This is a genomic window from Kitasatospora sp. NPDC058048 (assembly GCF_042885555.1).
Classification (GTDB): domain Bacteria; phylum Actinomycetota; class Actinomycetes; order Streptomycetales; family Streptomycetaceae; genus Kitasatospora; species Kitasatospora lactacystinica.
The window spans coordinates 190,607-216,948 of sequence record NZ_JBHVRT010000012.1 but is presented as its reverse complement, the minus strand read 5'-3'; the positions used below and the strand labels follow the sequence as shown (position 1 = coordinate 216,948).

Sequence of the window (26,342 nt, the reverse complement as noted above, 5' to 3'; positions counted from 1 at the left end):
TCCGATGGACGCTGGTTGGTCGCTCTGCGCAGCCACCACCTGATCCGCGACCACCAGGCGCTGGAGATCCTGTTGGACGAGGTGCGCGCGCACCTGGACCAGGACGTCGAGCGCCTGTCGGCGCCGGCGCCGTACCGCGACTTCGTCGCCCACGCCCGCCTGGCGGTCACCGCCGACCAGCACCGCGCCTACTTCGAGCGCGCCCTCGGCGAGGTCGAGGAGCCCACCGCGCCCTACGGCGTCCTGGGCACCCGCGGCGACGGCAGTGACACCGGCGAGGCGATCGTCGAGCTGTCGGCCGAACTGGCCGTCCGGATACGGGAGTCGGCGCGTCGTCACGGCGCCAGTGCCGCCGCGCTGTTCCACCTCGCCTGGGCGCGCGTCGCGGCCGCGACGACGGGCCAGACGCACCCCGTGTTCGGCACCGTGCTGCTCGGCCGGATGGATGCCGGTGACACGGCGAGCCGGACCCCGGGCCTGTTCATCAACACCCTGCCGATCCGGATCGACGCCACCCGTCCGCTGGACGCCGGACTGCGGTCGGTCCAGGTCCAGTTGGGCGAGCTGCTGCGGCACGAGCACGCTCCTCTGGCGCTCGCCCAGCAGGTGGCCGGGCTCCCCGCCCAGAGTCCGCTGTTCACCTCGCTCCTCAACTACCGCCACAGCAAGCCGCGTTCGGAGTCCGGTCAGGGCAGCCTGCTGGAAACCGGGATCGCGGGCATCGACATCCTGTACGCCCACGAGCGGAACAACTACCCGGTGACGGCCTCGGTGGACGACACCGGCGTCGGCTTCCGGCTCACGGTGCACGCGGCCGAGCCGATCGATTCCGACACCGTCTGCGGCCTGCTGCACACCGCCGTCGAGAACCTGGTCGGCGCCCTGGAGGCGCACTCCGCCGCCACGCTGGACACGGTCGCCGTCCTGGACGACCGTCGGCAGGACCAGCTGCTGCGCGGCTGGAACGACACCGCGCGGGAGCTGCCGGCCGCGACGCTGCCGGAGCTGTTCGAGGCGCAGGCCGCCCGGACGCCGGACGCGGTCGCGTTGGTGCGCACGCGCGCCATGGACCCGGACACCACGGACACCCCGGACCACGAGACGCTGACCTACGCCGAACTCGACGCACGCGCCGACCGCCTGGCCCGCGTCCTGGCCGGCTACGGGGTCGGGCCGGAGGCGCCGGTCGCTGTCGGCATGCACCGGTCCACGGAGCTGGTCACCACCTTCCTGGCGATCGCCAAGGCGGGCGGCGTGTTCGTCCCGCTGGACCTGCGTTCGCCCGAGGCGCGGACGGCGGCCATCCTGGCGGACGCCCGGCCGCACCTGCTGGTGGCCGACTCCGCCCTGCGGGAGCACGAGGTCGTGCGCACGGCCGAGGCGCAGGGCGCCCGGGTGGTCCTCGTCGACGCCGACGTCCTCGCCGCGCCCGTCTCGCCCGCAGCGGACGGCTCGTACGGCGCGGACGGCTCGTACGGCGCGGACACCATGGAGCCCGTGAGCCCGACGCGGGTGCTGCCGGACCAGGCGGCGTACATCATGTACACCTCCGGCTCCACCGGCACCCCCAAGGGCATCGTCACCACGCACGCCGACGTCGCCGCCCTCGTGCGGGACTCGCGCTGGAACGTCGGCCCGGCCGACCGCGTGCTGTTCCACGCCCCGCACGCCTTCGACGCCTCCACCTACGAGCTGTGGGTCCCGCTCGTCCACGGCGGCAGCGTCTCCATCGCGCCGGAGGTCAAGCTCGACAGCGCCACCCTGCACCGGCTGATCGGCGACACCCGGGCCACCCACGTCCACGTCACGGCCGGGCTCTTCCGCGTCATCAGCGAGGAGAACCCCGAGATCTTCGCCGACGTGACGGAGGTGCTCACGGGCGGCGACGTCGTGCCGCCCACCGCGGTCGCGCGGCTGCTCGACACCCTCCCGCACCTGACCGTCCGCCATCTGTACGGTCCGACCGAGACCACGCTGTGCGCCACCCAGCACCCGATGGCCGCCAGGGCCGAGCTCGGGCACACGCTGCCCATCGGCAGCCCGATGGACGACACCCGGGTGTACGTGCTGGACGCCGCGCTGCGGCCGGTGCCGGTGGGGGTGCCCGGCGAGCTGTACATCGCCGGCACCGGGCTGGCCCGGGGCTACCTGAACCGTCCGGGCCTGACCGCGGAGCGCTTCGTGGCCTGCCCGTTCGGCGAGGCCGGGGAGCGCATGTACCGCACCGGCGACCTCGCCCGCTGGCGCGAGGACGGCACGCTCGACTACCTGGGCCGCACCGACGACCAGGTGAAGATCCGCGGCTTCCGGATCGAGTTGGCGGAGATCGAGTCCGCCCTGCTCGCCCGGCCGGGCGTGGCCCAGGGTGTGGTGATCGTCCGCGAGGACGTCCCCGGCGACAAGCGGCTGACCGCCTACGTGGTGCCCGAGGCGGGCGCGGCGCTGGACGCCGCCGTCCTTCGCGCGGAGCTGGCGGCGGTGCTGCCGGACTACATGGTCCCGTCCGCGGTGCTCGCCCTGGAGGCGCTGCCGCTGACGGCCAACAGCAAGCTGGACCGCCGTGCTCTCCCGGCCCCGGACCACGCGGCGGCGCTGGAGGCGTCCTACCGGGCGCCGCGGACACCGGAGGAGCAGCTGCTGTCCGAGGCGTTCGCGGACGTCCTGGGCCTGCCGCGGGTCGGCGTCGACGACGACTTCTTCGAGTTGGGCGGGCACTCGCTGCTGGCCACCCGGCTGGTCAGCCGGGTCCGTTCGGCGTTGCGGGTGGAACTGCCGCTGCGGGTGGTCTTCGAGAGCCCCACGGTGGCCGCGCTGGCGCCCCGGCTGTCGAAGGCGGAGGAGGCCGCGCCCGCGCTGGTCGCCACCGCCCGTCCGGACGTGGTGCCGCTCTCCCTGGAGCAGCGCCGGATGTGGTTCCTCAACGAGCTGGACGGCGCGAACGCCGCCTACAACATCCCGCTGGCGCTGCGGTTCGAGGGCGCCCTGGACCGGTCGGCGCTGGCGGACGCCCTGCGGGACGTGGTGGCGCGGCACGAGGTGCTGCGGACGGTCTTCCCGGCCCCGGCGGGGGAGCCGCGGCAGCGGGTCCTCGCCGCGGAGAAGTACCGCTGCGAGCTCGCGGTGGTGGAGGCGGCCGCGGCCGATGTCGACGGGCTGCTGGCCCGGGAGGCCGCCCGCCCGTTCGACCTGGCCACGGAGATCCCGATCCGGGCGACCCTGTTCGCGGTCGGGCCCGAGGAGCACGTCCTGCTGGTGGTGATCCACCACATCGCCGGCGACGGCTGGTCGATGCGCCCGCTGGCGCAGGACCTCTCGTCCGCCTACACGGCGCGCAGCACCGGCGGCGCGCCCGACTGGGCCCCGCTCCCGGTGCAGTACGCCGACTACACGGTGTGGCAGCGCGACCTGCTCGGCGCGGACGACGACCCGGGCAGCGTGCTGAACCGTCAGCTCGCCTACTGGGAGAAGACGCTCGACGGCACCCGGCAGCAGCTGGAGCTGCCGGCGGACCGTCCGCGCCCGGCGGCGCTGACCCACCGCGGCGGGGTCGTCGAGCTGACCGTCCCGGCCGGGCTGCACGAGGAGCTGACCAGGCTCGCCCGGGCCGAGGGCGTGACCATGTTCATGGTGCTCCAGGCCGCCCTGGCCACGATGCTGTCCCGGCTCGGCGCGGGGGAGGACATCCCGATCGGTACGGCGGTCGCCGGGCGCACGGACGCGGCCATGGACGACATGGTCGGGTTCTTCGTCAACACCCTGGTCCTGCGGACGGACCTCTCCGGTTCGCCGACGTTCTCCGGCCTGCTCAACCGGGTCCGCGAGGCGGGACTGGAGGCGTTCGCGCACCAGGACGTCCCGTTCGAGCGACTGGTGGAGAGCCTGGCTCCTGCTCGCTCGCTGAACCACCACCCGCTGTTCCAGGTCATGCTGGTCCTCCAGAACAACGAGGGAGCCACGCTCGACCTGCCCGGGCTGGACGTCAGCGGCCTGCCGAACGGCAGTTGGCCGGCCAAGTACGACCTCGACTTCACGTTCGAGGAGTGCTTCACCGCCGACCGGCGCCCGGCCGGCCTGCGGGGCCGCATCGTCTACGCCCGGGACCTCTTCGAGCACGGGACGGCCGAGCAGTTCGGCGCCAGGCTGCACCGGGTGCTCGCGGCGATGGCCGCCGATCAGCGCCAACCGGCCCACCGGGTCGAGGTGTTGGGCGAGGCGGAGCGGGAGCTGGTGCTGTGGGGGTGGAACGACACGGCGCGTGAGGTGCCGGCGGTGACGTTGCCGGAGCTGTTCGAGGCGCAGGTGGTGCGGTCGCCGGGTGCGGTGGCGGTGTCGGATGCGGCGGGTGGTGTGACGTACGGGGAGTTGAACGAGCGGGCGAACCGGTTGGCGCATCTGCTGGTCGCCGAGGGCGTCGGGCCGGAGGATCTGGTGGCGGTGTGCCTGCCGCGCTCGGTGGAGCTGGTGGTGTCGCTGCTGGCGGTGGGGAAGACGGGGGCGGCGTACCTGCCGCTGGACCCGGAGTACCCGGTCGAGCGGCTGGCGGCGACGGTGGCCGACAGCGGTCCCGTGGTGCTGCTGACCGCCGGCGGCGTCGGTGCGGCCGGGGAGGCGGCCGAGGGCGTCCGGCGGATCGATATCGATGCTGTCGAGACCGTCAACGCCCTGAGTGCGCTGTCGACTTCGAACCCGGAGCGTGCGGGCCACCGTCCGGAGAGTCCGGCGTACGTGATCTACACCTCCGGCTCCACCGGTCGCCCCAAGGGTGTGGTGGTGACGCAGGCGGGCCTGGTGAATTACGTGGTCCGGTGTGTGGAGGCGTATCCGGAGGTTTCGGGGCTGACGGTGCTGCACGCGTCGGTGTCGTTCGACGCGGGTGTGACGGGTCTGTACGGGGCTCTGGTGTGCGGTGGCGAGGTGGTGGTCGCCGCGTTGGACGACGGGTTGCCGGGTGTGTTGGGTGGTCGGCGTCCGTCGTTCATGAAGGTGACGCCGAGCGCGTTGGCGGTGCTGGACTCGTTGGGCGATCGGGTGAGTCCGTCGGGTCGGCTGATGGTGGGCGGTGAGGCGGTCCAGGCGGCGGCGGTGGCGCAGTGGCGTGAGCGTCATCCGGGTGTCGCGGTGGTGGACCACTACGGTCCGACGGAGGCGACGGTCGGGTGCACCGACTTCCTGCTCCCGGAGGAGTTGGACGGGTCGGAGGTCGTGCCGATCGGACGGCCGATGTGGAACACCCGGGCGTACGTGCTGGACGGCTCACTGCGACCGGTTCCGGTGGGCGTGCCGGGCGAGTTGTACATCGCGGGTGTGCAGTTGGCGCGCGGCTACCTGGGCCGTCCGGGTCTGACGGCGGAGCGCTTCGTGGCCTGCCCGTTCGGTGAGGCGGGCGCAAGGATGTACCGCACCGGCGACCTGGCGCGGTGGCGCGCCGACGGGACGCTCGAGTACCTGGGCCGCACCGATGACCAGGTGAAGGTGCGCGGTTACCGCATCGAGCTGGGCGAGATCGAGTCCGCCCTGCTCGCCCGACCCGGCATCGCGCAGGGTGTGGTGATCGTCCGCGAGGACGTTTCGGGCGACAAGCGGCTGACCGCCTACGTCGTCCCGGTCACCGGTGCCGAGGTGGACACGGCCGAGGTCAGGACGGCCCTGGCCGCCGTCCTGCCCGACTACATGGTCCCCTCCGCCGTCATCGCCCTGGACGCTCTGCCACTGACCGTCAACGGCAAGCTCGACCGCCGCGCCCTTCCGGCCCCCGACCGCACGGCGGAGCTGGAGGCCTCCTACCGCGCCCCCCGGACGCCCGAGGAGACGCTCCTGTGCGAGGCGTTCGCCGAGGTCCTCGGACTGGAGCGGGTCGGCATCGACGACAGCTTCTTCGAACTCGGCGGGCATTCGCTGCTGGCCACCCGGCTGGTCAGCCGGATCCGTTCCGCCCTGGAGGTCGAACTGCCTCTCAGGGCGATCTTCGAGAGCCCCACCGTGGCGGGCCTTTCGTCCCACATCAACCGTCCCAAGCGCACCAGGCCCGCCCTGCGTCGTCGCACCAGGCAGGAGGAGATCTGATGATCCCGTTGTCCTACGCTCAGCAGCGGCTGTGGTTCCTCGGGCAGTTGGAGGGGCCGAGCGACACGTACAACATCTCGCTCCCCCTGCGCCTGCGGGGAGCCCTGGACCGCGAGGCCCTGCGGGACGCCCTGAGGGACGTGGTGGAGCGCCACGAGGTCCTCCGCACCGTCTTCCCGGCCAAGGACGGCAAGCCGTACCAGAAGGTCCTGGCCGCCGAGTCGGCCCGGATCGACCTGCCGGTGACCGAGGTGGACACCGCGGACCTGCCGGCGGCGCTGGCCGCGGCCGCCCGGCACACCTTCGACCTGGAGCACGACATCCCGTTCCGGGCCCGGCTGTTCGCCACCGCGCCGGACGACCACGCGCTGATCGTCGTGGTGCACCACATCGCGAGCGACGGATGGTCGAGGGGCCCGCTCGCACGGGACCTCTCCGTCGCCTACGCGGCGCGCCGGGACGGGCGGGCGCCCGAGTGGGAGCAGCTGGAGGTCCAGTACGCCGACTACACCTTCTGGCAGCAGGACGTGCTCGGCGCCGACGAGGATCCGGAGAGCCTCCTCAACGAGCAGCTGGCGCACTGGCGCCAGGCGCTCGCGGGCATGCCGCACGAGCTGGAGCTCCCGGTCGACCGGCCGCGTCCCACCCGCGCCTCGCACGTGGGCGGCGTGGTCGACCTGACCGTGCCCGCCGGGCTCCACGAGCGACTGGTGCGGACCGCGAAGGCCGAGGGGGCCACCGTCTTCATGGCGGCGCAGGCGGCCCTCGCCGTCCTGCTGTCGCGGCTCGGGGCCGGGAACGACATCCCGATCGGCGTGCCGATCGCCGGGCGCCTGGACGAGGCCCTGCACGACCTGGTCGGCCTGTTCGTCAACACGCTGGTGCTCCGTGCGCGCGTCGCCGACGAGGCCACCTTCCGGGACCTGCTCCGGCAGGTCCGGGGGACGTCGCTGGAGGCGTTCTCCCACCAGGACCTGCCGTTCGAGCGCCTGGTGGAGGACCTGGCACCGGCCCGCTCGATGTCCCGGCACCCGCTGTTCCAGGTGACCCTGAGCGTCCAGAACAACGCGGACGCGGAGCTGCGGCTGCCCGGCCTGGAGGTCGAGCCGCTGAGCGGCGACCAGCGTCCGGCCAAGTTCGACCTCGACGTCCAGCTCGCCGAGCGTTTCGACGCCCAGGGCCGGCCCGCCGGTCTGGCCGGCAGCATCACCTACGCCGCCGACCTGTTCGACGCGGCGACCGTCGAGGCGATGGCGGAGCGGTTCGTCCAGGTCCTCGACTCGGCGCTCTCGGACCCCGACCGGCCGCTCGGCCTGCTGGAGGTGACGAGCCCGGCCGAGCGCCACCGCCTGCTGGACGCGTGGCACACCCCCGCGCGCAGCACCCGGCCGGCGGCGACCCTGCCGGCGCTCTTCGCGGCGCAGGTCGAGCGGACGCCCGACGCCGTCGCCGCGGTCCTCGGCGACGCCCGGCTCACGTACGCGGAACTCGCCGAGCGCTCGGACGCGCTGGCCGCCCTGCTGGTCCGGCACGGCGTCGGGCCCGAGACCTCCGTCGCGGTCTGCCTGGAACGCTCGCTCGACCTGGTCGTGGCCCTGCTCGCCGTGCTGAAGGCCGGCGGCGCCTACCTGCCGGTCGACCCGGCCTCGCCGTCGGACCGCATCAGCTTCGTGTTCGCGGACTGCGCCCCCACCCTGGTGATCACCTCCACCGCGTCGGCGGGAGCGGTCGCGCACGAGGAGGCCGTCCTCCGGGTGGTCCTGGACGACCCGGAGACCCTCGCGCGGCTGTCCGCCGGCAAGGGCGACGTGCCGCTGCCGGCCGAGGTCCCCGGCGCGCTGTCCCCGGCGAACACCGCGTACATCATCTACACCTCGGGCTCGACGGGCCGCCCCAAGGGCGTCGTCGTCCCGCACGGGAACGTGGTGCGCCTGCTCGACGAGACGCAGCCGTGGTTCGAGTTCGGCGCCGACGACGTGTGGACCTGGTTCCACTCCTTCGCCTTCGACTTCTCGGTGTGGGAGCTGTGGGGCCCGCTGCTCCACGGCGGCCGCCTGGTCGTCGTGCCGGTCGAGGTGTCCAGGTCGCCGGTGGAGTTCCTGCGCCTGCTGGCGGGCGAGGGCGTGACCGTCCTCAACCAGACGCCGTCCGCGTTCTACCAGCTGGCCCAGGCCGAGGCCCAGCACCCGGACCTCGGGTCCGAACTACGGCTGCGCACGGTCGTGTTCGGCGGCGAGGCGCTCGACACCGGCCGCCTGCGCGAGTGGTACGCGCGGCACCGGGACGACGCCCCGCGACTCGTCAACATGTACGGCATCACCGAGACCACCGTGCACGTGAGCCACCTCCGGCTCGACCGGTCGACGGCCGTCGAGGGCTCCCTGGGCAGCCCGATCGGCGAGGGCATCCCCGGACTGCGCGTCTACGTGCTGGACGCCGGACTGCGGCCGGCGCCGGTCGGCGTGCCGGGCGAGATGTACGTCGCGGGCGAGCAGCTGGCCCGTGGGTACCTGAACCGTCCGGGTCTGACGGCGGAGCGCTTCGTGGCCTGCCCGTTCGGCGAGGCGGGGGATGGGCCCCTCCTGCCCGGCGGCGGGCAAGGAGGGAGGATGTACCGCACCGGGGACCTCGCCCGTTGGCGCGCCGACGGCACGCTCGAGTACCTGGGCAGGACCGACGACCAGGTGAAGATCCGCGGCTTCCGCATCGAACTGGGCGAGATCGAGGCCGCCCTGCTCGGTCGGGCGGGTGTCGCCCAGGCGGCGGTGATCGTCCGCGAGGACGCCCCCGGCGACAAGCGGCTGACGGGCTACGTGGTGCCCGACACGGGCGCGGAGATCGACACCTCCGAGCTGCGGGGCGCCCTCGCGACGATGCTGCCGGAGTACATGGTCCCGTCCGCGGTCGTGGTGCTGGAGACGCTGCCGCTGACGGTCAACGGCAAGCTTGACCGCCGTGCCCTGCCGGCGCCGGACCGGGGGGCGCTGCTGGAGGCGTCCTACCGGGCGCCGCGCACCGCGGACGAGGAACTGCTCTGCGAGGTGTTCGCCGATGCGCTCGGGCTGGAGCGGGTCGGCATCGACGACAACTTCTTCGAGCTGGGCGGGCATTCGCTGCTGGCGGTGACGCTGGTCGAGCGGTTGCGCTCGCGCGGGCTGCCGGTGTCGGTGAAGGCGCTGTTCCAGGCGCCGACGCCCGCCGGGCTGTCGGCGGCCGACGAGGCCGCCCGGGCGTTCGTGGTGCCGGAGAACCGGATCCCGGACGGCGCGACCGCGCTGACCCCGGACATGATCACGCTGGCTGAGCTGAGCCCGGCGGACCTCGACCGGATCGTGGAGCAGGTCCCCGGTGGTGCGGCGAACGTCGCGGATGTCTATCCGCTGGCTCCGCTGCAGGAGGGGATCTTCTTCCACCACCTGCTGGACGCGGAGCAGGGGCGTGACGTCTACATCCTGCCGACCGTGCTGGCCTTCGACTCGCGGGAGCGGGTCGACGCGTTCGTGTCCGCTCTGCAGGCGGTGGTGGACCGGCACGGCATCCTGCGGACGGCCGTGCTGTGGGAGAACCTGCCCCAGCCGCTCCAGGTCGTCCTGCGCCGGGCGTCCCTGCCCGTCCACGAGGTCACGCTGTCCGGTGACTCGCATGACTCCGGCGATGACGCGGTGGCCCGGCTGCTGGCGGCCTGCCCGCCCTCGATGGACATCCGCCGTGCCCCGATGGCTGATCTGACGATCACTCAGGACGCGGCCAGTGGGCGTTGGTTGATGGCCCTGCGCAGCCACCACCTCACCCGCGACCACACCGCGCTGGAGATCCTGCTGGACGAGGTGCGCGCGCACCTGGAGCAGGACATCGAGCGGCTGCCGGAGCCGGCGCCGTACCGCGACTTCGTGGCCCACGCGCGCCTTGCCGTCACCGCAGACCAGCACCGCGCCTACTTCGAGCGGGCGCTCGGTGACGTCGAGGAGCCGACCGCGCCGTACGGCGTGCTCGACACCCACGGCGACGGCAGCGGCACCGGCGAGGCGATCGTCGAACTGTCCGACGGGCTGGCGGAGCGCGTTCGCGAGCAGGCCCGCCGCCACGGCGTGAGCGCCGCGGCGTTCTTCCACCTGGCCTGGGCCCGCGTGGCGGCCGCGACGACCGGCCAGACGCACCCCGTGTTCGGCACCGTGCTGCTCGGCCGGATGGACGCCGGGGGCACCGCGCACCGGACCCCGGGCCTGTACATCAACACCCTGCCGATCCGGATCGACGCGACCCGGGCGCTGGACGCCGGACTGCGCGCCGTCCAGGTGCAGTTGGGCGAGCTGCTGCGGCACGAGCACGCCCCGCTGACCCTCGCCCAGCAGGCCACCGGCGTCCCCGCGCAGAGCCCGCTGTTCACCTCGCTCCTCAACTATCGCCACAGCCCCGGCGCCGCGAACGAGGGCACCGGCCTCGCCGGGATCCGGGTGCTGTACGGGCACGAGCGGACCAACTATCCGCTCACCGTGTCGGTGGACGACACCGTCGTCGGCTTCCGGCTCTCCGTGCAGGCCGTTCCCGCGATCGACCCGGAGGTGGTGTGCGGTCTGCTGCACACCGCTGTCGAGAACCTGGCCGGAGAGCTGGAGCAGGACTCCCGGATCCCGCTCGACCGCGTCCCCGTCCTCGACGACCGGCAGCGCGACCGGCTGCTGACCGCCTGGAACGACACCGCCGCCGACGTTCCGGCCGCGACCCTGCCCGAGCTCTTCGAGGCGCAGGCCGCCCGCACCCCGGAGGCCGTCGCCCTGGTCGCCGCGGGCGGGAGCCTGACGTACGCGGAGCTGAACGCGCGGGCCAACCGCCTGGCGCACCTGCTGGCGGCCGACGGCGTCGGCCCGGAGCACCTGGTGGCCGTGTGCCTGCCGCGGTCGGCCGAGCTGGTCGTGTCGCTGCTAGCCGTCTCCAAGGCGGGCGCCGCCTACCTGCCGCTCGACCCGGACTACCCGGTCGAGCGCCTGGCGACGACCCTGGCCGACGGACGTCCCACCGCCCTGGTCACCGACAGCGTGACGACGGACGAGGCCCTGACGGCGGACGCGGGCGTCCGGCGGATCGACCTGGACGCGCCGGAGACCCTCGGCGCCCTGAGCGCGCAGCCGGTGTCGAACCCGGAGCGCCCCGGCCACCGCCCGGAGAACCCGGCCTACGTCATCTTCACCTCCGGCTCCACCGGCCGCCCCAAGGGCGTCGTCCTCCCGCACTCCGCGCTGAACAACTTCCTCGCGGCGATGAACCACCGCCTGCGGGTCACCGAGCACGACCGGCTGCTGGCCGTCACCACCATCGGCTTCGACATCGCCGGACTCGAACTGCACCTTCCGCTGGTGTCCGGCGCCGCCGTGGTCCTCGCCGACCGCGACGAGGTCCGCGACCCGGACGCCCTGCGCGCCCTCCTCGGGCGCGAGGCCGTCACCGTCATGCAGGCCACGCCCAGTCTGTGGCGGGCCCTGGCGGACGACGACGTCCTGCGGTCCGTCCGGGTCCTGGTCGGCGGCGAGGCGCTCCCCGGCGAGCTCGCCCGCACCCTGGCGGGCACCGCCGCCTCCGTCACCAACCTGTACGGCCCGACCGAGACGACCATCTGGTCCACGGCCTCGGAGGTCTCGGCGGACACCCCGGTCTCCATCGGCCGGCCCATCCTCAACACCCGGGTGTACGTGCTGGACGCGGCACTGCGACCGGTGCCGGTGGGCGTGGCGGGCGAGCTGTACATCGCCGGCAGCGGCCTGGCGCGCGGCTACCTGAACCGCGCCGGCCTGACCGCGGAGCGCTTCGTGGCCTGCCCGTTCGGTTCGACCGGGGATGGGCCCCTCCTGCCCGGTGGCGGGCAAGGAGGGCGCATGTACCGCACCGGCGACCTGGTGCGCTGGCGCGAGGACGGGACGCTGGAGTACCTGCGCCGTACGGACGACCAGGTGAAGGTGCGCGGCTACCGCATCGAGCTGGGCGAGATCGAGTCCGCCCTGCTCGGCCGGGTGGGCGTCGCCCAGGCCGTCGCGGTCGTGCGCGAGGACGTACCGGGTGACAAGCGCATCGTCGCCTATGTCGTCCCGGCGGTCGACGCGGAGGTGGATGCCGCCGTGCTGCGGGACGCGCTCGCGGTGACGCTCCCCGACTACATGGTCCCGTCCGCCGTGGTCGTGCTGGACGAGCTGCCGCTGACCGCGAACGGAAAGATCAACCGCCGGGGTCTGCCGGCACCGGACCGGTCGGCGCTGCCGGAGGCGACCTACCGGGCGCCGCGCACGGCGGACGAGGAACTCCTCTGCGAGGTGTTCGCCGAGGTCCTCGGGCTGGAGCGGGTCGGCATCGACGACAACTTCTTCGAGCTGGGCGGGCATTCGCTGCTGGCGGTGACGCTGGTCGAGCGGCTGCGCCCCCGCGGCCTGCAGGTGTCGGTGAAGGCGCTGTTCCAGACGCCGACCCCGCTCGGACTGGCGGCCGTGGACGCGGGTCAGGCGTTCGTGGTGCCGGAGAACCGGATCCCGCGGGACGCGACCGCTCTCACCCCGGACATGATCACGCTGGCCGAGGTCACCGAGGACGATCTCGCGCGGATCGTGGAGCAGGTGCCGGGCGGTGCGGCGAACGTCGCCGACGTCTACCCGCTGGCGCCGCTGCAGGAGGGCATCTTCTTCCACCACCTGCTGGACGCCGACCAGGGCCGTGACATCTACGTCTTCCCGACGGTGCTGGCCTTCGACTCGCGGGAGCGGGTCGACGGATTCGTGTCCGCGCTGCAGTCCGTGGTGGACCGGCACGACATCCTGCGGACGGCCGTGCTCTGGGAGGGGCTCTCCCAGCCGCTCCAGGTCGTGCTGCGGCAGGCTCCGCTGGCCGTCTCCGAGATTGCCCTTCCGGTCAGTGCCGACGCCGGTGCCGGTGACGATGTCGTGGCGCAGCTGCTGGCGGCCTGCCCGTCCGCGATGGACGTCCGACGGGCACCCCTGATCGACCTGACGATCACTCAGGATTCCGCCGGTGGAAGGTGGTTGGTCGCTCTGCGCAGCCACCACCTGATCCGGGACCACCAGGCGCTGGAGATCCTGCTGGACGAGGTGCGGGCGCACCTGGAGCAGGAGGAGGACCGGCTGCCGGAGCCGGCGCCGTACCGCGACTTCGTCGCGCACGCGCGCCTGGCGGTCACCGCAGACCAGCACCGCGCCTACTTCGAGCGGGCGCTCGGTGACGTCGAGGAGCCGACCGCGCCGTACGGCGTGCTCGACACCCACGGCGACGGCAGCGGCACCGGCGAGTCGATCGTCGCGCTGTCGGACGAGCTGGCCGGCCGGGTCCGTGAGCAGGCGCGCCGTCACGGCGTGAGCGCGGCGGCGTTCTTCCACCTGGCGTGGGCGCGGGTCGCGGCCGCGACGACCGGGCAGACGCACCCCGTGTTCGGCACGGTGCTGCTCGGCCGGATGGATGCCGGGGACACGGCGAGCCGGACGCCGGGTCTGTACATCAACACGCTGCCGATCCGGGTCGACGCCACCCAGCGGTTGAGCACCGGACTGCGGGCGGCACAGGTGCAGTTGGGCGAGCTGCTGACCCATGAGCACGCCCCGCTGACCCTGGCACGGCAGGCGACCGCCCTGCCGGCGCAGAGCCCGCTGTTCACCTCGCTCCTCAACTACCGTCGCACCGCCGCCACCGGCGGGGTCGGCGGTGGAACCGCGCGGACGATCGCCGGGATCCAGCTGCTCCGCGCTCAGGAGCGGACGAACTACCCGTTGACGGTGTCGGTGGACGACACCGGTGTCGGGTTCCGGTTCACGGTGCAGGCGTGCACTCCGATGGACTCGGACGTGGTCTGCGGTCTGCTGTGCACGGCGGTGGAGAACCTGGTCGGCGGGCTGGAGCAGAACTCCGCCGCCACGCTCGACCGGATTGCCGTTCTTGACGACGGGCAGCGGGAGTTGGTGCTGCGCGGGTGGAACGACACGGCGCGTGAGGTGCCGGCGGGGACGTTGCCGGGGCTTTTCGAGGCGCAGGTGGCGCGGACGCCGGATGCGGTGGCGGTGGTGTTCGGCAGTGGTGCGGCGCGTGAGGTCGTGTCGTACGCGGAGCTGAACGAGCGGGCGAACCGCTTGGCGCACCTGCTGGTCGAGGCCGGCGTTGGGCCGGAGCACCTGGTGGCGGTGTGTCTGCCGCGCTCGACCGAGCTGGTGGTGTCGCTGCTGGCGATCGAGAAGGCGGGGGCGGCGTATCTGCCGCTGGACCCGGACTATCCGGCGGAGCGTCTGGCCTCCACCCTGGAAGACGGTCGCCCGACCGCCCTGGTCACCGACAGTGTGACGATGGGCGGAGAGCTGACGGCTGGTGTCCGGCGGATCGACCTGGACAGCCCGGACACTGTCAACGCGCTTGGCATGCAGGTGGTTTCGAACCCGGAGCGCCCGGGCCATGGCCCGCAGAGTCCGGCGTACGTGATCTACACCTCGGGGTCGACGGGTCGTCCGAAGGGTGTGGTGGTTGCGCACGACGGTGTGGTGAACCGTTTGGCGTGGATGCAGGACGACTACCGGCTGACCTCGTCGGACCGGGTGTTGCAGAAGACTCCGGTCGGGTTCGACGTCTCCGTGTGGGAGTTCTTCTGGCCGCTGACCACTGGCGCGACCCTGGTCGTGGCGCGTCCGGACGGTCACCGTGATCCGGCCTACCTGGCGGAGGTGATCCGTGCGGAGGGTGTGACCGTCGCGCACTTCATCCCGTCGATGATGCAGGTGTTCCTGCTGGAGCCGGCCGCGCGGACCTGTACTTCTCTGCGGGCGGTGTTCGCCAGCGGTGAGGCGTTGTCGCCGGAGCTGCGGGATGCCTTCCTGCGGGATGTGGGTGTTCCGCTGCACAACCTGTACGGCCCCACCGAGGCGTCGATCGACGTCACCGCCTGGGAGTGTGTGCCGGGGACGGCGACGGTGCCGATCGGCGGCCCGGTCGGCAACACCCGGGTGTACGTCCTGGACGCGGCGCTGCGGCCGGTTCCGGTCGGTGTGGCAGGCGAGTTGTATCTCGCGGGTGTGCAGCTGGCGCGTGGGTATCTGAACCGTCCGGGTCTGACGGCGGACCGCTTCGTTGCCTGCCCGTTCGGCGAGGTGGGCGCAAGGATGTACCGCACCGGTGACCTGGCGCGGTGGCGGGAGGATGGCACGCTGGACTACCTGGGCCGGACCGACGACCAGGTGAAGGTGCGTGGCTACCGCATCGAGCTGGGTGAGATCGAGGCCGCCCTGCTGGGCCGTCCCGGCGTCGCGCAGGCCGCGGTGATCGTCCGCGAGGACGTCCCGGGCGACAAGCGCATCGCCGCCTATGTCGTACCGGCCGTGGACGCGGAGGTGGATGCCGCCGCCCTGCGGGATGCGCTCGCGACGACGCTTCCCGACTACATGGTCCCGTCCGCGGTCGTGGTGCTGGAGACGCTGCCGCTGACGGTCAACGGCAAGCTGGACCGTCGTGCCCTGCCGGCGCCGGACCGGGGGGCGCTGCTGGAAGCGTCCTACCGGGCGCCGCGCACGGCGGACGAGGAACTCCTCTGCGAGGTGTTCGCCGAGGTCCTGGGTCTGCCCCAGGTCGGCATCGACGACAACTTCTTCGAGCTGGGCGGTCACTCCCTGCTGGCGGTCACCCTGGTCGAGCGGCTGCGCTCGCGCGGCCTCCAGGTCTCGGTGCGGGCGCTCTTCCAGGCCCCGACGGCGGCCGGACTGGCGGCCGTTGACGCGGGTCAGGCGTTCGTGGTGCCGGAGAACCGGATCCCGGACGGCGCGACCGCGCTGACCCCGGACATGATCACGCTGGCCGAGCTGAGCCCGGCGGACCTCGACCGGATCGTGGAGCAGGTCCCCGGTGGTGCGGCGAATGTCGCGGACGTCTATCCGCTGGCGCCGCTGCAGGAGGGGATCTTCTTCCACCACCTGCTGGACGCGGAGCAGGGGCGTGACGTCTACATCCTGCCGACCGTGCTGGCCTTCGACTCGCGGGAGCGGGTCGACGCGTTCGTGTCCGCTCTGCAGGCGGTGGTGGACCGCCACGGCATCCTGCGGACGGCCGTCCTCTGGGAGAACCTGCCCCAGCCGCTCCAGATCGTCCTGCGCCGGGCGACCCTGCCCGTCCACGAGGTCACGCTGTCCGGTGACTCCCGTGACTCCCGTGACTCCCGTGGCTCCGGCGAGGACGCGGTGGCCCGGCTGCTGGCGGCCTGCCCGCCCTCGATGGACATCCGCCGTGCACCCATGGTCGATCTCACGATTGCCCAGGACAACGTTGGCGAACGATGGTTGATGGCTCTGCGCAGTCACCACCTCACCCGCGACCACCAGGCCCTGGAGATCCTCTTCGACGAGGTGCGGGCGCACCTGGAGCACGAGGAGGACCGCCTGCCGGAGCCGGCGCCGTACCGCGACTTCGTCGCGCACGCGCGCCTGGCGGTCACCGCCGAGCAGCACCGCGCGTACTTCGAGCGGACGCTCGGTGACGTCGAGGAGCCGACCGCGCCCTACGGCGTGCTCGACACCCACGGCGACGGCAGCGGCACCGGCGAGGCGATCGTCGAGCTGTCGGCCGAACTGGCCGAGCGCGTCCGCGAACAGGCGCGCCGTCACGGCGTCAGTGCCGCCGCGTTCTTCCACCTGGCCTGGGCCCGTGTCGCGGCCGCGACGACCGGCCAGACGCACCCCGTGTTCGGCACCGTGCTGCTCGGCCGGATGGACGCCGGGGACACGGCGAGCCGGACGCCGGGCCTGTACATCAACACCCTGCCGATCCGGATCGACGCCACCCGGCCGCTGGTGGCGGGTCTGAAGGTGGCGCAGCAGCAGCTGGGTGAGCTGCTGCGGCACGAGCACGCCCCGCTGACCCTCGCCCAGCAGGTGACCGGTGTCCCCGCCCAGAGCCCGCTGTTCACCTCGCTCCTCAACTACCGTCACAGTCTGCCCACTTCTCACCCCGACCAGCAGGGCGTGCCCGGAAGCGGGCCCACGGGCATCGACATCGTGTACGCCTCGGAGCGGACGAACTACCCGTTGACGGTGTCGGTGGACGACACCGGTGTCGGGTTCCGGTTCACGGTTCAGGCGTGTGCGCCGATGGACTCCGACGTGGTCTGCGGTCTGCTGTGTACGGCGGTGGAGAATCTGGTCGGCGGGCTGGAGCAGGACTCCGCCGCCACGCTCGACCGGATCGCCGTTCTCGGCGACGGGCAGCGGGAGTTGGTGCTGCGCGGGTGGAACGACACCGTGCGTGAGGTGCCGGTGGGGACGTTGCCGGGGCTGTTCGAGGCGCAGGTGGCGCGGACGCCGGACGCCACGGCGGTGGTGTTCGGCAGTGGTGCGGCCCGCGAGGTCGTGTCGTACGCGGAGCTGAACGAGCGGGCGAACCGCTTGGCGCACCTGCTGCTTGAGGGCGGTGTCGGCCCCGAGCACCTGGTGGCCGTCTGCCTGCCGCGCTCGGTCGAGCTGGTGGTGTCGCTGCTGGCGATCGGGAAGGCCGGGGCGGCGTATCTGCCGCTGGACCCGGACTACCCGGACGACCGTCTGGCCTCCACCCTGGAGGACGGTCGTCCGACCGCCCTGGTCACCGACAGCGTGACGATGGACGGGGCCCCGGCAGCGGAGGCGGGTGTCCGGCGGATCGACCTGGACGCGCCGGGCACCGCCAACGCCCTTGGTGTGCAGCCTGTTTCGAACCCGGGGCGTCCGGGCCACCGCCCGGAGAGCCCGGCGTACGTCATCTACACCTCCGGTTCCACCGGTCGCCCCAAGGGCGTGGTGATCTCCCACCAGGGGATCGTCAACCGCCTTTCCTGGGGGCAGCAGGACTACCGGCTGACGCCGTCGGACCGGGTGCTGCAGAAGACCCCGGTCGGGTTCGACGTCTCCGTCTGGGAGTTCTTCTGGCCGCTGACCGCCGGCGCGACGCTCGTCGTCGCACGCCCGGACGGCCACCGTGACCCCGCGTACCTCGCCGAGGTGATCCGCGCGGAGGGTGTGACCGTCGCGCACTTCATCCCGTCGATGATGCAGGTGTTCCTGCTGGAGCCGGCCGCGCGGACCTGCTCTTCTCTGCGGGCGGTGTTCGCCAGCGGTGAGGCGTTGTCGCCGGAGCTGCGGGACGCGTTCCTGCGGGACATGGGCATCCCGCTGCACAACCTGTACGGCCCCACCGAGGTGTCCATCGAGGTCACCGCCTGGGACTGCGTGCCCGGGACGGCGACGGTGCCGATCGGCGGCCCGGTCGGCAACACCCGGGCCTACGTGCTGGACGCCGCCCTGCGTCCGGTGCCGGCCGGTGTGGCGGGCGAGCTGTACATCGCCGGTGTGCAGCTGGCGCGCGGGTACCTGAACCGTCCGGGTCTGACGGCGGAGCGTTTCGTCGCCTGTCCGTTCGGCGGTGCGGGGGACCGGATGTACCGCACGGGTGACCTCGCCCGCTGGCGCGAGGACGGCACGATCGACTACCTGGGTCGTACGGACGACCAGGTGAAGGTGCGCGGTTACCGGATCGAGCTGGGCGAGATCGAAGCCGGCCTGCTCGGTCAGCCGGGTGTCGCCCAGGCCGCCGTGATCGTCCGCGAGGACGTCCCCGGTGACAAGCGCATCGCCGCCTACGTGGTGCCCGCCGCCGGTGCGGAGATCGACACCACCGAGATCCGGGCCGGGCTGGGCGCCGTCCTGCCCGAGTACATGGTCCCGTCCGCGATCATGGTGCTGGACGCGCTCCCGCTGACGGTCAACGGCAAGCTGGACCGCCGGGCACTTCCGGTGCCGGACCGGACGGAGCTGCTGGAGTCGTCCTACCGGGCGCCGCGCACGGCGGACGAGCAGCTGCTCAGCGAGGTGTTCGCCGAGGTCCTGGGCCTGCCCCAGGTCGGCATCGACGACAACTTCTTCGAGCTGGGCGGCCACTCCCTGCTGGCGGTGACGCTGGTGGAGCGACTGCGGGCGAGCGGTCTGCCGGTGTCGGTGAAGGCGCTGTTCCAGGCCCCGACGCCGGCGGCGCTGGCCGCCGTCGACGCCGGTCAGGCCTTCGTGGTGCCGGAGAACCGGATCCCGGACGGCGCGACCGTCCTCACCCCGGACATGATCACGCTGGCCGAGCTGAGCCCGGCGGACCTCGACCGCCTGGTGGAGCAGGTCCCCGGCGGTGCGGCGAACGTCGCGGACGTCTATCCGCTGGCACCGCTGCAGGAGGGGATCTTCTTCCACCACCTGCTGGACGCGGACCAGGGGCGCGACGTCTACATCGTTCCGGTCGTTCTGGGCTTCGATTCGCGCGGGCGCCTGGACGACTTCGCCGCCGCGCTCCAGCACGTCGTCGACCGGCACGACATCCTGCGGACGGCCGTGCTGTGGGAGAACCTGCCCCAGCCGCTCCAGGTCGTCCTGCGGCAGGCCCCGGTGGCGGTCGAGGAGACCGCCCTCACCGGGGGCCCGGGCGAGGACGCGGTGGCCCGGCTGCTGGCGGCGTGCCCGCCCTCGATGGACATCCGCCGTGCCCCGATGATGCGGCTCGTCGTCGCGGCCGATCCGGGCCGGGACCGCTGGCTGATGGCCCTGCAGAGCCACCACCTGATCCGGGACCACCAGGCGCTGGAGATCCTCTTCGACGAGGTGCGCGCACACCTGGAGCAGGAGGAGGACCGCCTGTCGGAGCCGGCGCCGTACCGCGACTTCGTGGCGCACGCCCGGCTGGCCGTCACGGCCGACCAGCACCGTGCGTTCTTCGAGCGGGCACTCGGGGAGGTGGAGGAGCCGACGGCGCCGTACGGTGTGCTGGACACGCACGGCGACGGCAGCGAGGCCGGGGAGGCCGTGGTCGATCTTTCGGGTGAACTGGCCGACCGGGTGCGCGAGTTGGCGCGTCGGCACGGTGTGAGTGCGGCGGCGTTCTTCCACCTGGCGTGGGCGCGGGTCGCGGCGGCGACGACGGGGCAGACGCATCCGGTGTTCGGCACCGTGCTGTTCGGCCGGATGGATGCCGGGGACACGGCGAGCCGGACGCCGGGTCTGTACATCAACACGCTGCCGATCCGGATCGACGCGACCCAGTCGCTGCTGGCGGGCCTGAAGGTGACCCAGCAGCAGCTGGGTGAGCTGCTGCGGCACGAGCACGCCCCGCTGACCCTCGCCCAGCAGGCAACCGGCGTCCCGGCGCAGAGCCCGCTGTTCACCTCGCTCCTCAACTACCGCCACAGCCGGACGGCCGACACGCACCAGACCGTCCTTGCCGGCGTCACCCCGCTGTTCGGGCAGGAGCGGACGAACTACCCGTTGACGGTGTCGGTGGACGACACCGGTGTCGGGTTCCGGCTCACGGTGCAGGCGTGCGCTCCGATGGACTCGGACGTGGTCTGCGGCCTGTTCGAGGCTCTGGTGGAGCGGCTCGCCGACGGACTGGAGCGGGAGCCCGACCTGAAGCTCGACCAGGTCTCGGTGCTGGACGCGGGGCAGCGGGAGTTGGTGCTGCGCGGGTGGAACGACACCGCGCGTGAGGTGCCGGTGGGGACGTTGCCGGGGCTGTTCGAGGCGCAGGTGGCGCGGACGCCGGATGCGGTGGCGGTGGTGTTCGGCAGTGGTGCGGCGCGTGAGGTCGTGTCGTACGCGGAGTTGAACGAGCGGGCGAACCGCTTGGCGCACCTGCTGGTCGAGGCCGGCGTTGGGCCGGAGCACCTGGTGGCGGTGTGTCTTCCGCGTTCGGTCGAGCTGGTGGTGTCGTTGCTGGCGATCGGGAAGGCGGGGGCGGCGTATCTGCCGCTGGACCCGGACTATCCGGCGGAGCGTCTGGCCTCCACGTTGGAGGACGGTCGTCCGACGGTGCTGGTCACCGACAGTGTGACGATGGGCGGAGAGCTGACGGCTGGTGTCCGACGGGTCGACCTTGACGCACCGGAGGTCGCCAACCGCATTGCCTTGCAGGCGGTTTCGAACCCGGAGCGCCCGGGCCATGGCCCGCAGAGTCCGGCGTACGTGATCTACACGTCCGGTTCCACCGGCCGCCCGAAGGGTGTGGTGGTCGCGCACGACGGTGTGGTGAACCGCCTGGCGTGGATGCAGGACGACTACGGCCTGACGCCGTCGGACCGGGTGTTGCAGAAGACTCCGGTCGGGTTCGACGTGTCCGTGTGGGAGTTCTTCTGGCCGCTGACCACCGGCGCGACGCTCGTGGTCGCGCGTCCGGACGGGCATCGCGATCCGGCCTACCTGGCGGAGGTGATCCGTGCGGAGGGCGTGACGGTCGCGCACTTCATTCCGTCGATGATGCAGGTGTTCCTGCTGGAGCCGGCCGCGCGGACCTGTACTTCTCTGCGGGCGGTGTTCGCCAGTGGTGAGGCGTTGTCGCCGGAGCTGCGGGACGCCTTCCTGCGGGATGTGGGTGTTCCGCTGCACAACCTGTACGGCCCCACCGAGGCGTCGATCGACGTCACCGCCTGGGAGTGTGTGCCGGGGACGGCGACGGTGCCGATCGGCGGCCCTGTCGGCAATACCCGGGTGTACGTGCTGGATGCCTGGCTCAGGCCGGTTCCGGTCGGTGTGGCAGGCGAGTTGTACCTCGCCGGTGTGCAGCTGGCGCGCGGGTATCTGAACCGTCCGGGTCTGACGGCGGAGCGCTTCGTTGCCTGCCCGTTCGGCGACGCGGGCGCAAGGATGTACCGCACCGGTGACCTCGCCCGTTGGCGCGAGGACGGGACCCTGGACTATCTGGGCCGCACCGATGACCAGGTGAAGGTGCGTGGTTACCGCATCGAGCTGGGCGAGATCGAGGCCGCCCTGCTGGGCCGTCCCGGCGTCGCGCAGGCCGCGGTGATCGTCCGTGAGGACGTCCCGGGCGACAAGCGCATCGCCGCCTACCTCGTCCCCGCCGCCGGTGCGGAGATGGACACCGCCGAGATCAGGGCCGGGCTGGGCGCCGTCCTGCCCGAGTACATGGTCCCGTCCGCGATCACGGCGCTGGACGCACTCCCGCTGACCGTCAACGGCAAGCTCGACCGCCGCGCCCTGCCGGCCCCCGAGATCACCGCGATCCAGGAGGCCTACCGGGCGCCGCGCACGGCGGACGAGGAACTGCTCTGCGAGGTGTTCGCCGAGGTCCTCGGGCTGGAGCAGGTCGGCATCGACGACAACTTCTTCGAGCTCGGCGGGCACTCCCTGTTGGCCGTCACCCTGGTCGAGCGCCTGCGCTCGCGCGGCCTGCACGTCTCGGTGCGTGGACTGTTCCAGGCGCCGACTCCGGCCGGACTGGCGGCCGTCGACACCGGCCGGGCCTTCGTGGTGCCGGAGAACCGGATCCCGAGCGACGCGACCGTCCTGACCCCGGACATGGTCACGCTGGCCGAGCTGAGCCAGGCGGACCTCGACCGGATCAGTGCGGCGGTCCCGGGCGGTGCGGCGAACGTCGCGGATGTCTATCCGCTGGCGCCGCTGCAGGAGGGGATCTTTTTCCACCACCTGCTGGACGCGGACCAGGGCCGCGACGTCTACATTGTCCCGGTCGTTCTGGGCTTCGACTCCCGCGAGCGCCTGGACGACTTCGTTGCCGCGCTCCAGCACGTCGTCGACCGGCACGGCATCCTGCGGACGGCCGTGCTGTGGGAGAACCTGCCCCAGCCGCTCCAGGTCGTCCTGCGCCGGGCGACCCTGCCCGTCCACGAGGTCACACTGTCCGGTGACTCCCGTGACTCCCGTGACTCCGGTGGCTCCGGCGAGGACGCGGTGGCCCGGCTGCTGGCGGCGTGCCCGCCCTCGATGGACATCCGCCGTGCACCCATGGTCGATCTGACGATTGCTCAGAACGGTGAATCCGGGCAATGGTTGATGGCTCTGCGCAGCCATCACCTCACCCGCGACCACCAGGCCCTGGAGATCCTCTTCGACGAGGTGCGGGCGCACCTGGAGCAGGAGGAGGACCGCCTGCCGGAGCCGGCGCCGTACCGCGACTTCGTCGCGCACGCGCGCCTGGCGGTCAGCACCGAGCAGCACCGCGCCTACTTCGAGCGGGCGCTCGGTGACGTCGAGGAGCCGACCGCGCCGTACGGCGTGCTCGACACCCACGGCGACGGCAGCGGCACCGGTGAGTCGATCGTCGAGCTGTCGGACGAGCTGGCCGGCCGGGTCCGTGAGCAGGCGCGCCGTCACGGCGTCAGCGCGGCGGCGTTCTTCCACCTGGCCTGGGCCCGCGTGGCGGCCGCGACGACCGGCCAGACGCACCCCGTGTTCGGCACTGTGTTCCTGGGCCGAATGGACGCGGGGGGCACCGCGCACCGGACGCCGGGCCTGTACATCAACACCCTGCCGATCCGGATCGACGCGACCCGTCCGCTGGACGCCGGACTGCGGGCCGCACAGGTCCAGTTGGGCGAGCTGCTGCGGCACGAGCACGCCCCGCTGACCCTCGCCCAGCAGGCCACCGGCGTCCCCGCGCAGAGCCCGCTGTTCACCTCGCTCCTCAACTACCGCCACAGCCCCGCCGCGACGGGCGAGGGCACCGGTCTCGCCGGGATCCGGGTGCTGTACGGGCACGAGCGGACCAACTACCCGCTGACGGCCTCGGTGGACGACACCGGTGCCGGCTTCCGGCTCTCGGTGCAGGCGGGTTCGCCGATCGACCCGGACGTGGTGTGCGGTCTGCTGCACACGGCGGTCGAGAACATGGTCGGCGCGCTGGAGCGGGACGCCGGTACGTCGCTGGAGCGGATTCCCGTCCTCGGCGACCGGCAGCGCGACCGGTTGCTGACCGCGTGGAACGACACCGCCTCCGACGTTCCGGCCGCGACGGTCGGCGCGCTCTTCGAGGCCCAGGTGGCGCGGCTGCCGGAGGCGGTCGCGGTGGCCGCCGACGGGGCCGAGGTGTCCTACCGGGAGCTGGACGCCCGGGCGAACCGTCTGGCCAGGCTGCTGGTGTCGCGGGGCGTGGGCGCGGAGTCCGTGGTCGGTGTCTGCCTGGAGCGCGGGGTCGGGCTGATGGTCGCGCTGCTGGCAGTCGTCAAGGCCGGCGGTGCGTACATGCCGATCGACCCGGCGTACCCGGCGGACCGGATCGGCTACATGCTGGAGGACGCGAGGCCGGTGACGGTGCTGGCCTCGGCGGGCACGGTGTCGGCTCTGCCCGGTTCCGGCGCGCTGGTCCTGGACGCGCCGGAGACGGTGGCGGAGCTGGCCGGCCTGGACGGCGGCGCGCTGGTGGACCGCGTGGTGCGGACCGCGGACGCGGCGTACGTGATCTACACCTCCGGGTCGACCGGTCGCCCCAAGGGCGTTCTGGTCTCCCACGCGGGTGTGGCGAGCCTGGTGGCCGGTCAGGTGCGGTACCTGGGGGTCGGCTCCGGGTCGAGGGTCGGGCAGTTCGCCTCGGCGGGCTTCGACACCTTCGGCTGGGAGTGGTTCATGGCCCTGCTGACCGGCGCGGCCCTGGTGGTGATCCCGCAGGACCGCCGCCTGGGCGAGGCCCTGCCGCACTTCCTGGCGGAGCAGCGGGTCACCCATGTGACGCTGCCGCCGGCCGTACTGGCGACGCTGGACGAGCGGTCGATCGCCGACGACGTCATCCTGGTGACCGCCGGTGAGGCCTGTCCGCCGGACGTGATGGCCCGCTGGATGCGCGACCACCGGGTGTTCAACTCGTACGGCCCGACCGAGACGACGGTGGACGCCACGATGTGGCCGTGCGATCCGTCGGCGGGCGAGGTGTCGATCGGCTCGCCGGTGGTCGACACCCGGGTGTTCGTGCTGGACGGGTTCCTCGCGCCGGTTCCGGTCGGGGTGCCCGGTGAGATGTACGTGGCGGGTGCCGGCCTGGCCCGGGGCTACCTGGGCCGCCGGGGTCTGACGGCGGAGCGCTTCGTGGCCTGCCCGTTCGGTTCGGCCGGGGAGCGCATGTACCGCACCGGCGACCTGGCGCGCTGGCGCGAGGACGGGACGCTGGAGTACCTGGGCCGCACCGACGACCAGGTGAAGATCCGAGGCCACCGCATCGAGCTCGGCGAGATCGAGGCCGCCCTGCTCGGCCGGCCCGGGATCGCGCAGGCCACCGTGATCGTCCGCGAGGACGTCCCCGGTGACCGGCGCATCGCCGCCTACGTCGTCCCGGCCGTGGACGCGGCCGGTGCGGAGATCGACACCACCGAGATCCGGGCCGGGCTGGGCGCCGTCCTGCCCGAGTACATGGTCCCGTCCGCGATCACGGTGCTGGACGCGCTGCCGCTGACGGTCAACGGCAAGCTGGACCGCCGTGCGCTGCCGGTGCCGGACCGGGCGGAGCTGCTGGAGTCGTCCTACCGGGCGCCGCGCACGGCGGACGAGCGGCTGGTCTGCGAGGTGTTCGCCGAGGTCCTGGGCCTGCCCCGGGTGGGCATCGACGACAACTTCTTCGAGCTGGGCGGGCATTCGCTGCTGGCGGTGACGCTGGTCGACCGGCTGCGGTCGACGCTCGGGGTCACGGTGGGGGTCCGGAACCTCTTCGAGGGCCCCACGGTCGAGTCCCTGGTCCGGGGGCTGCGCCGGCCGGTGGGCGCGGAGGGGCTCAAGGTCCTGCTCCCGCTGCGCGCGGGTGGCGAGCGGCCGCCGTTCTTCGCGGTGCACCCGGCCGGTGGTCTCAGCTGGTGCTACGCCTCGCTGACCGGGATCATGCCCGAGGAATGGCCGCTGTACGGCCTCCAGGCGCGTGGCCTGAGCGAGCCGGGCGCGCTGCCGGGTTCGGTCAAGGAGATGGCGGCGGACTACGTCGAGCAGGTCCGGGCGGTGCAGCCGAGCGGCCCGTACCACCTGCTGGGCTGGTCGCTGGGCGGTGTCGTCGCGCACGAGATGGCGGTGCAGCTGCAGGCCGTCGGCGAGGAGGTCGGCGCGCTGGTCGTGCTCGACGCCTACCCGTCGGCCACCGTGGACCAGGGCGTGGACGAGCCCGGGATCGAGGAGGTCGACTGGACCGACGCCGTCCTGCGGGTCGGCGAGCGCTTCGGCCTCGACCTCTCCGACGAGGAGCTGGCCGTGGCCGAGGGCGTCCGGGCGAACAACGTCGGGATCGCGACGGCGCACGTTCCGGGGACGTTCCAGGGCGACCTGATCCATGTGGCGGCACTGCTGGGCAAGCCGGCCGGGACGCCGCTCGGGGTCCGGTGGAAGCCGTACGTCACCGGCGAGGTGGTGCAGACGGCCCTGCCGTGCGGGCACCACGAGCTGGCCGGGCCGGAGGCGCTGCGGGCGGCCTGGGGCGCGACGAGCCGGTGGCTGGAGGGCCCGGAGGGTTTGGAGGCTCTGGAGGGTTAG

2 protein-coding genes (1 of these 2 cut by a window edge) are annotated in these 26,342 nt (G+C 72.7%); both read left to right on the top strand.

All coding sequences use genetic code 11. The features are described from left to right. Window positions 1-6,063, top strand: partial view of an amino acid adenylation domain-containing protein gene (locus ACFVVA_RS16160; RefSeq protein WP_387689924.1) — the 3' end only. It extends 6,891 nt beyond the left edge of the window; the window shows 6,063 of its 12,954 coding nt (coding positions 6,892-12,954); its start codon lies beyond the left edge, outside the window; it ends in the stop codon at window positions 6,061-6,063. After that, window positions 6,063-26,342, top strand: a complete 20,280-nt coding sequence (locus tag ACFVVA_RS16155) for a non-ribosomal peptide synthase/polyketide synthase (RefSeq protein WP_387689922.1) — start codon at window positions 6,063-6,065, stop codon at window positions 26,340-26,342. The genes ACFVVA_RS16160 and ACFVVA_RS16155 overlap by 1 nt, the downstream gene beginning before the upstream one ends.

What these genes read in the sequence shown, in the direction of transcription:
- ACFVVA_RS16155 (WP_387689922.1), top strand. Translation starts at nt 6,063, where the DNA reads ATGATCCCGTTGTCCTACGCTCAGCAGCGGCTGTGGTTCCTCGGGCAG.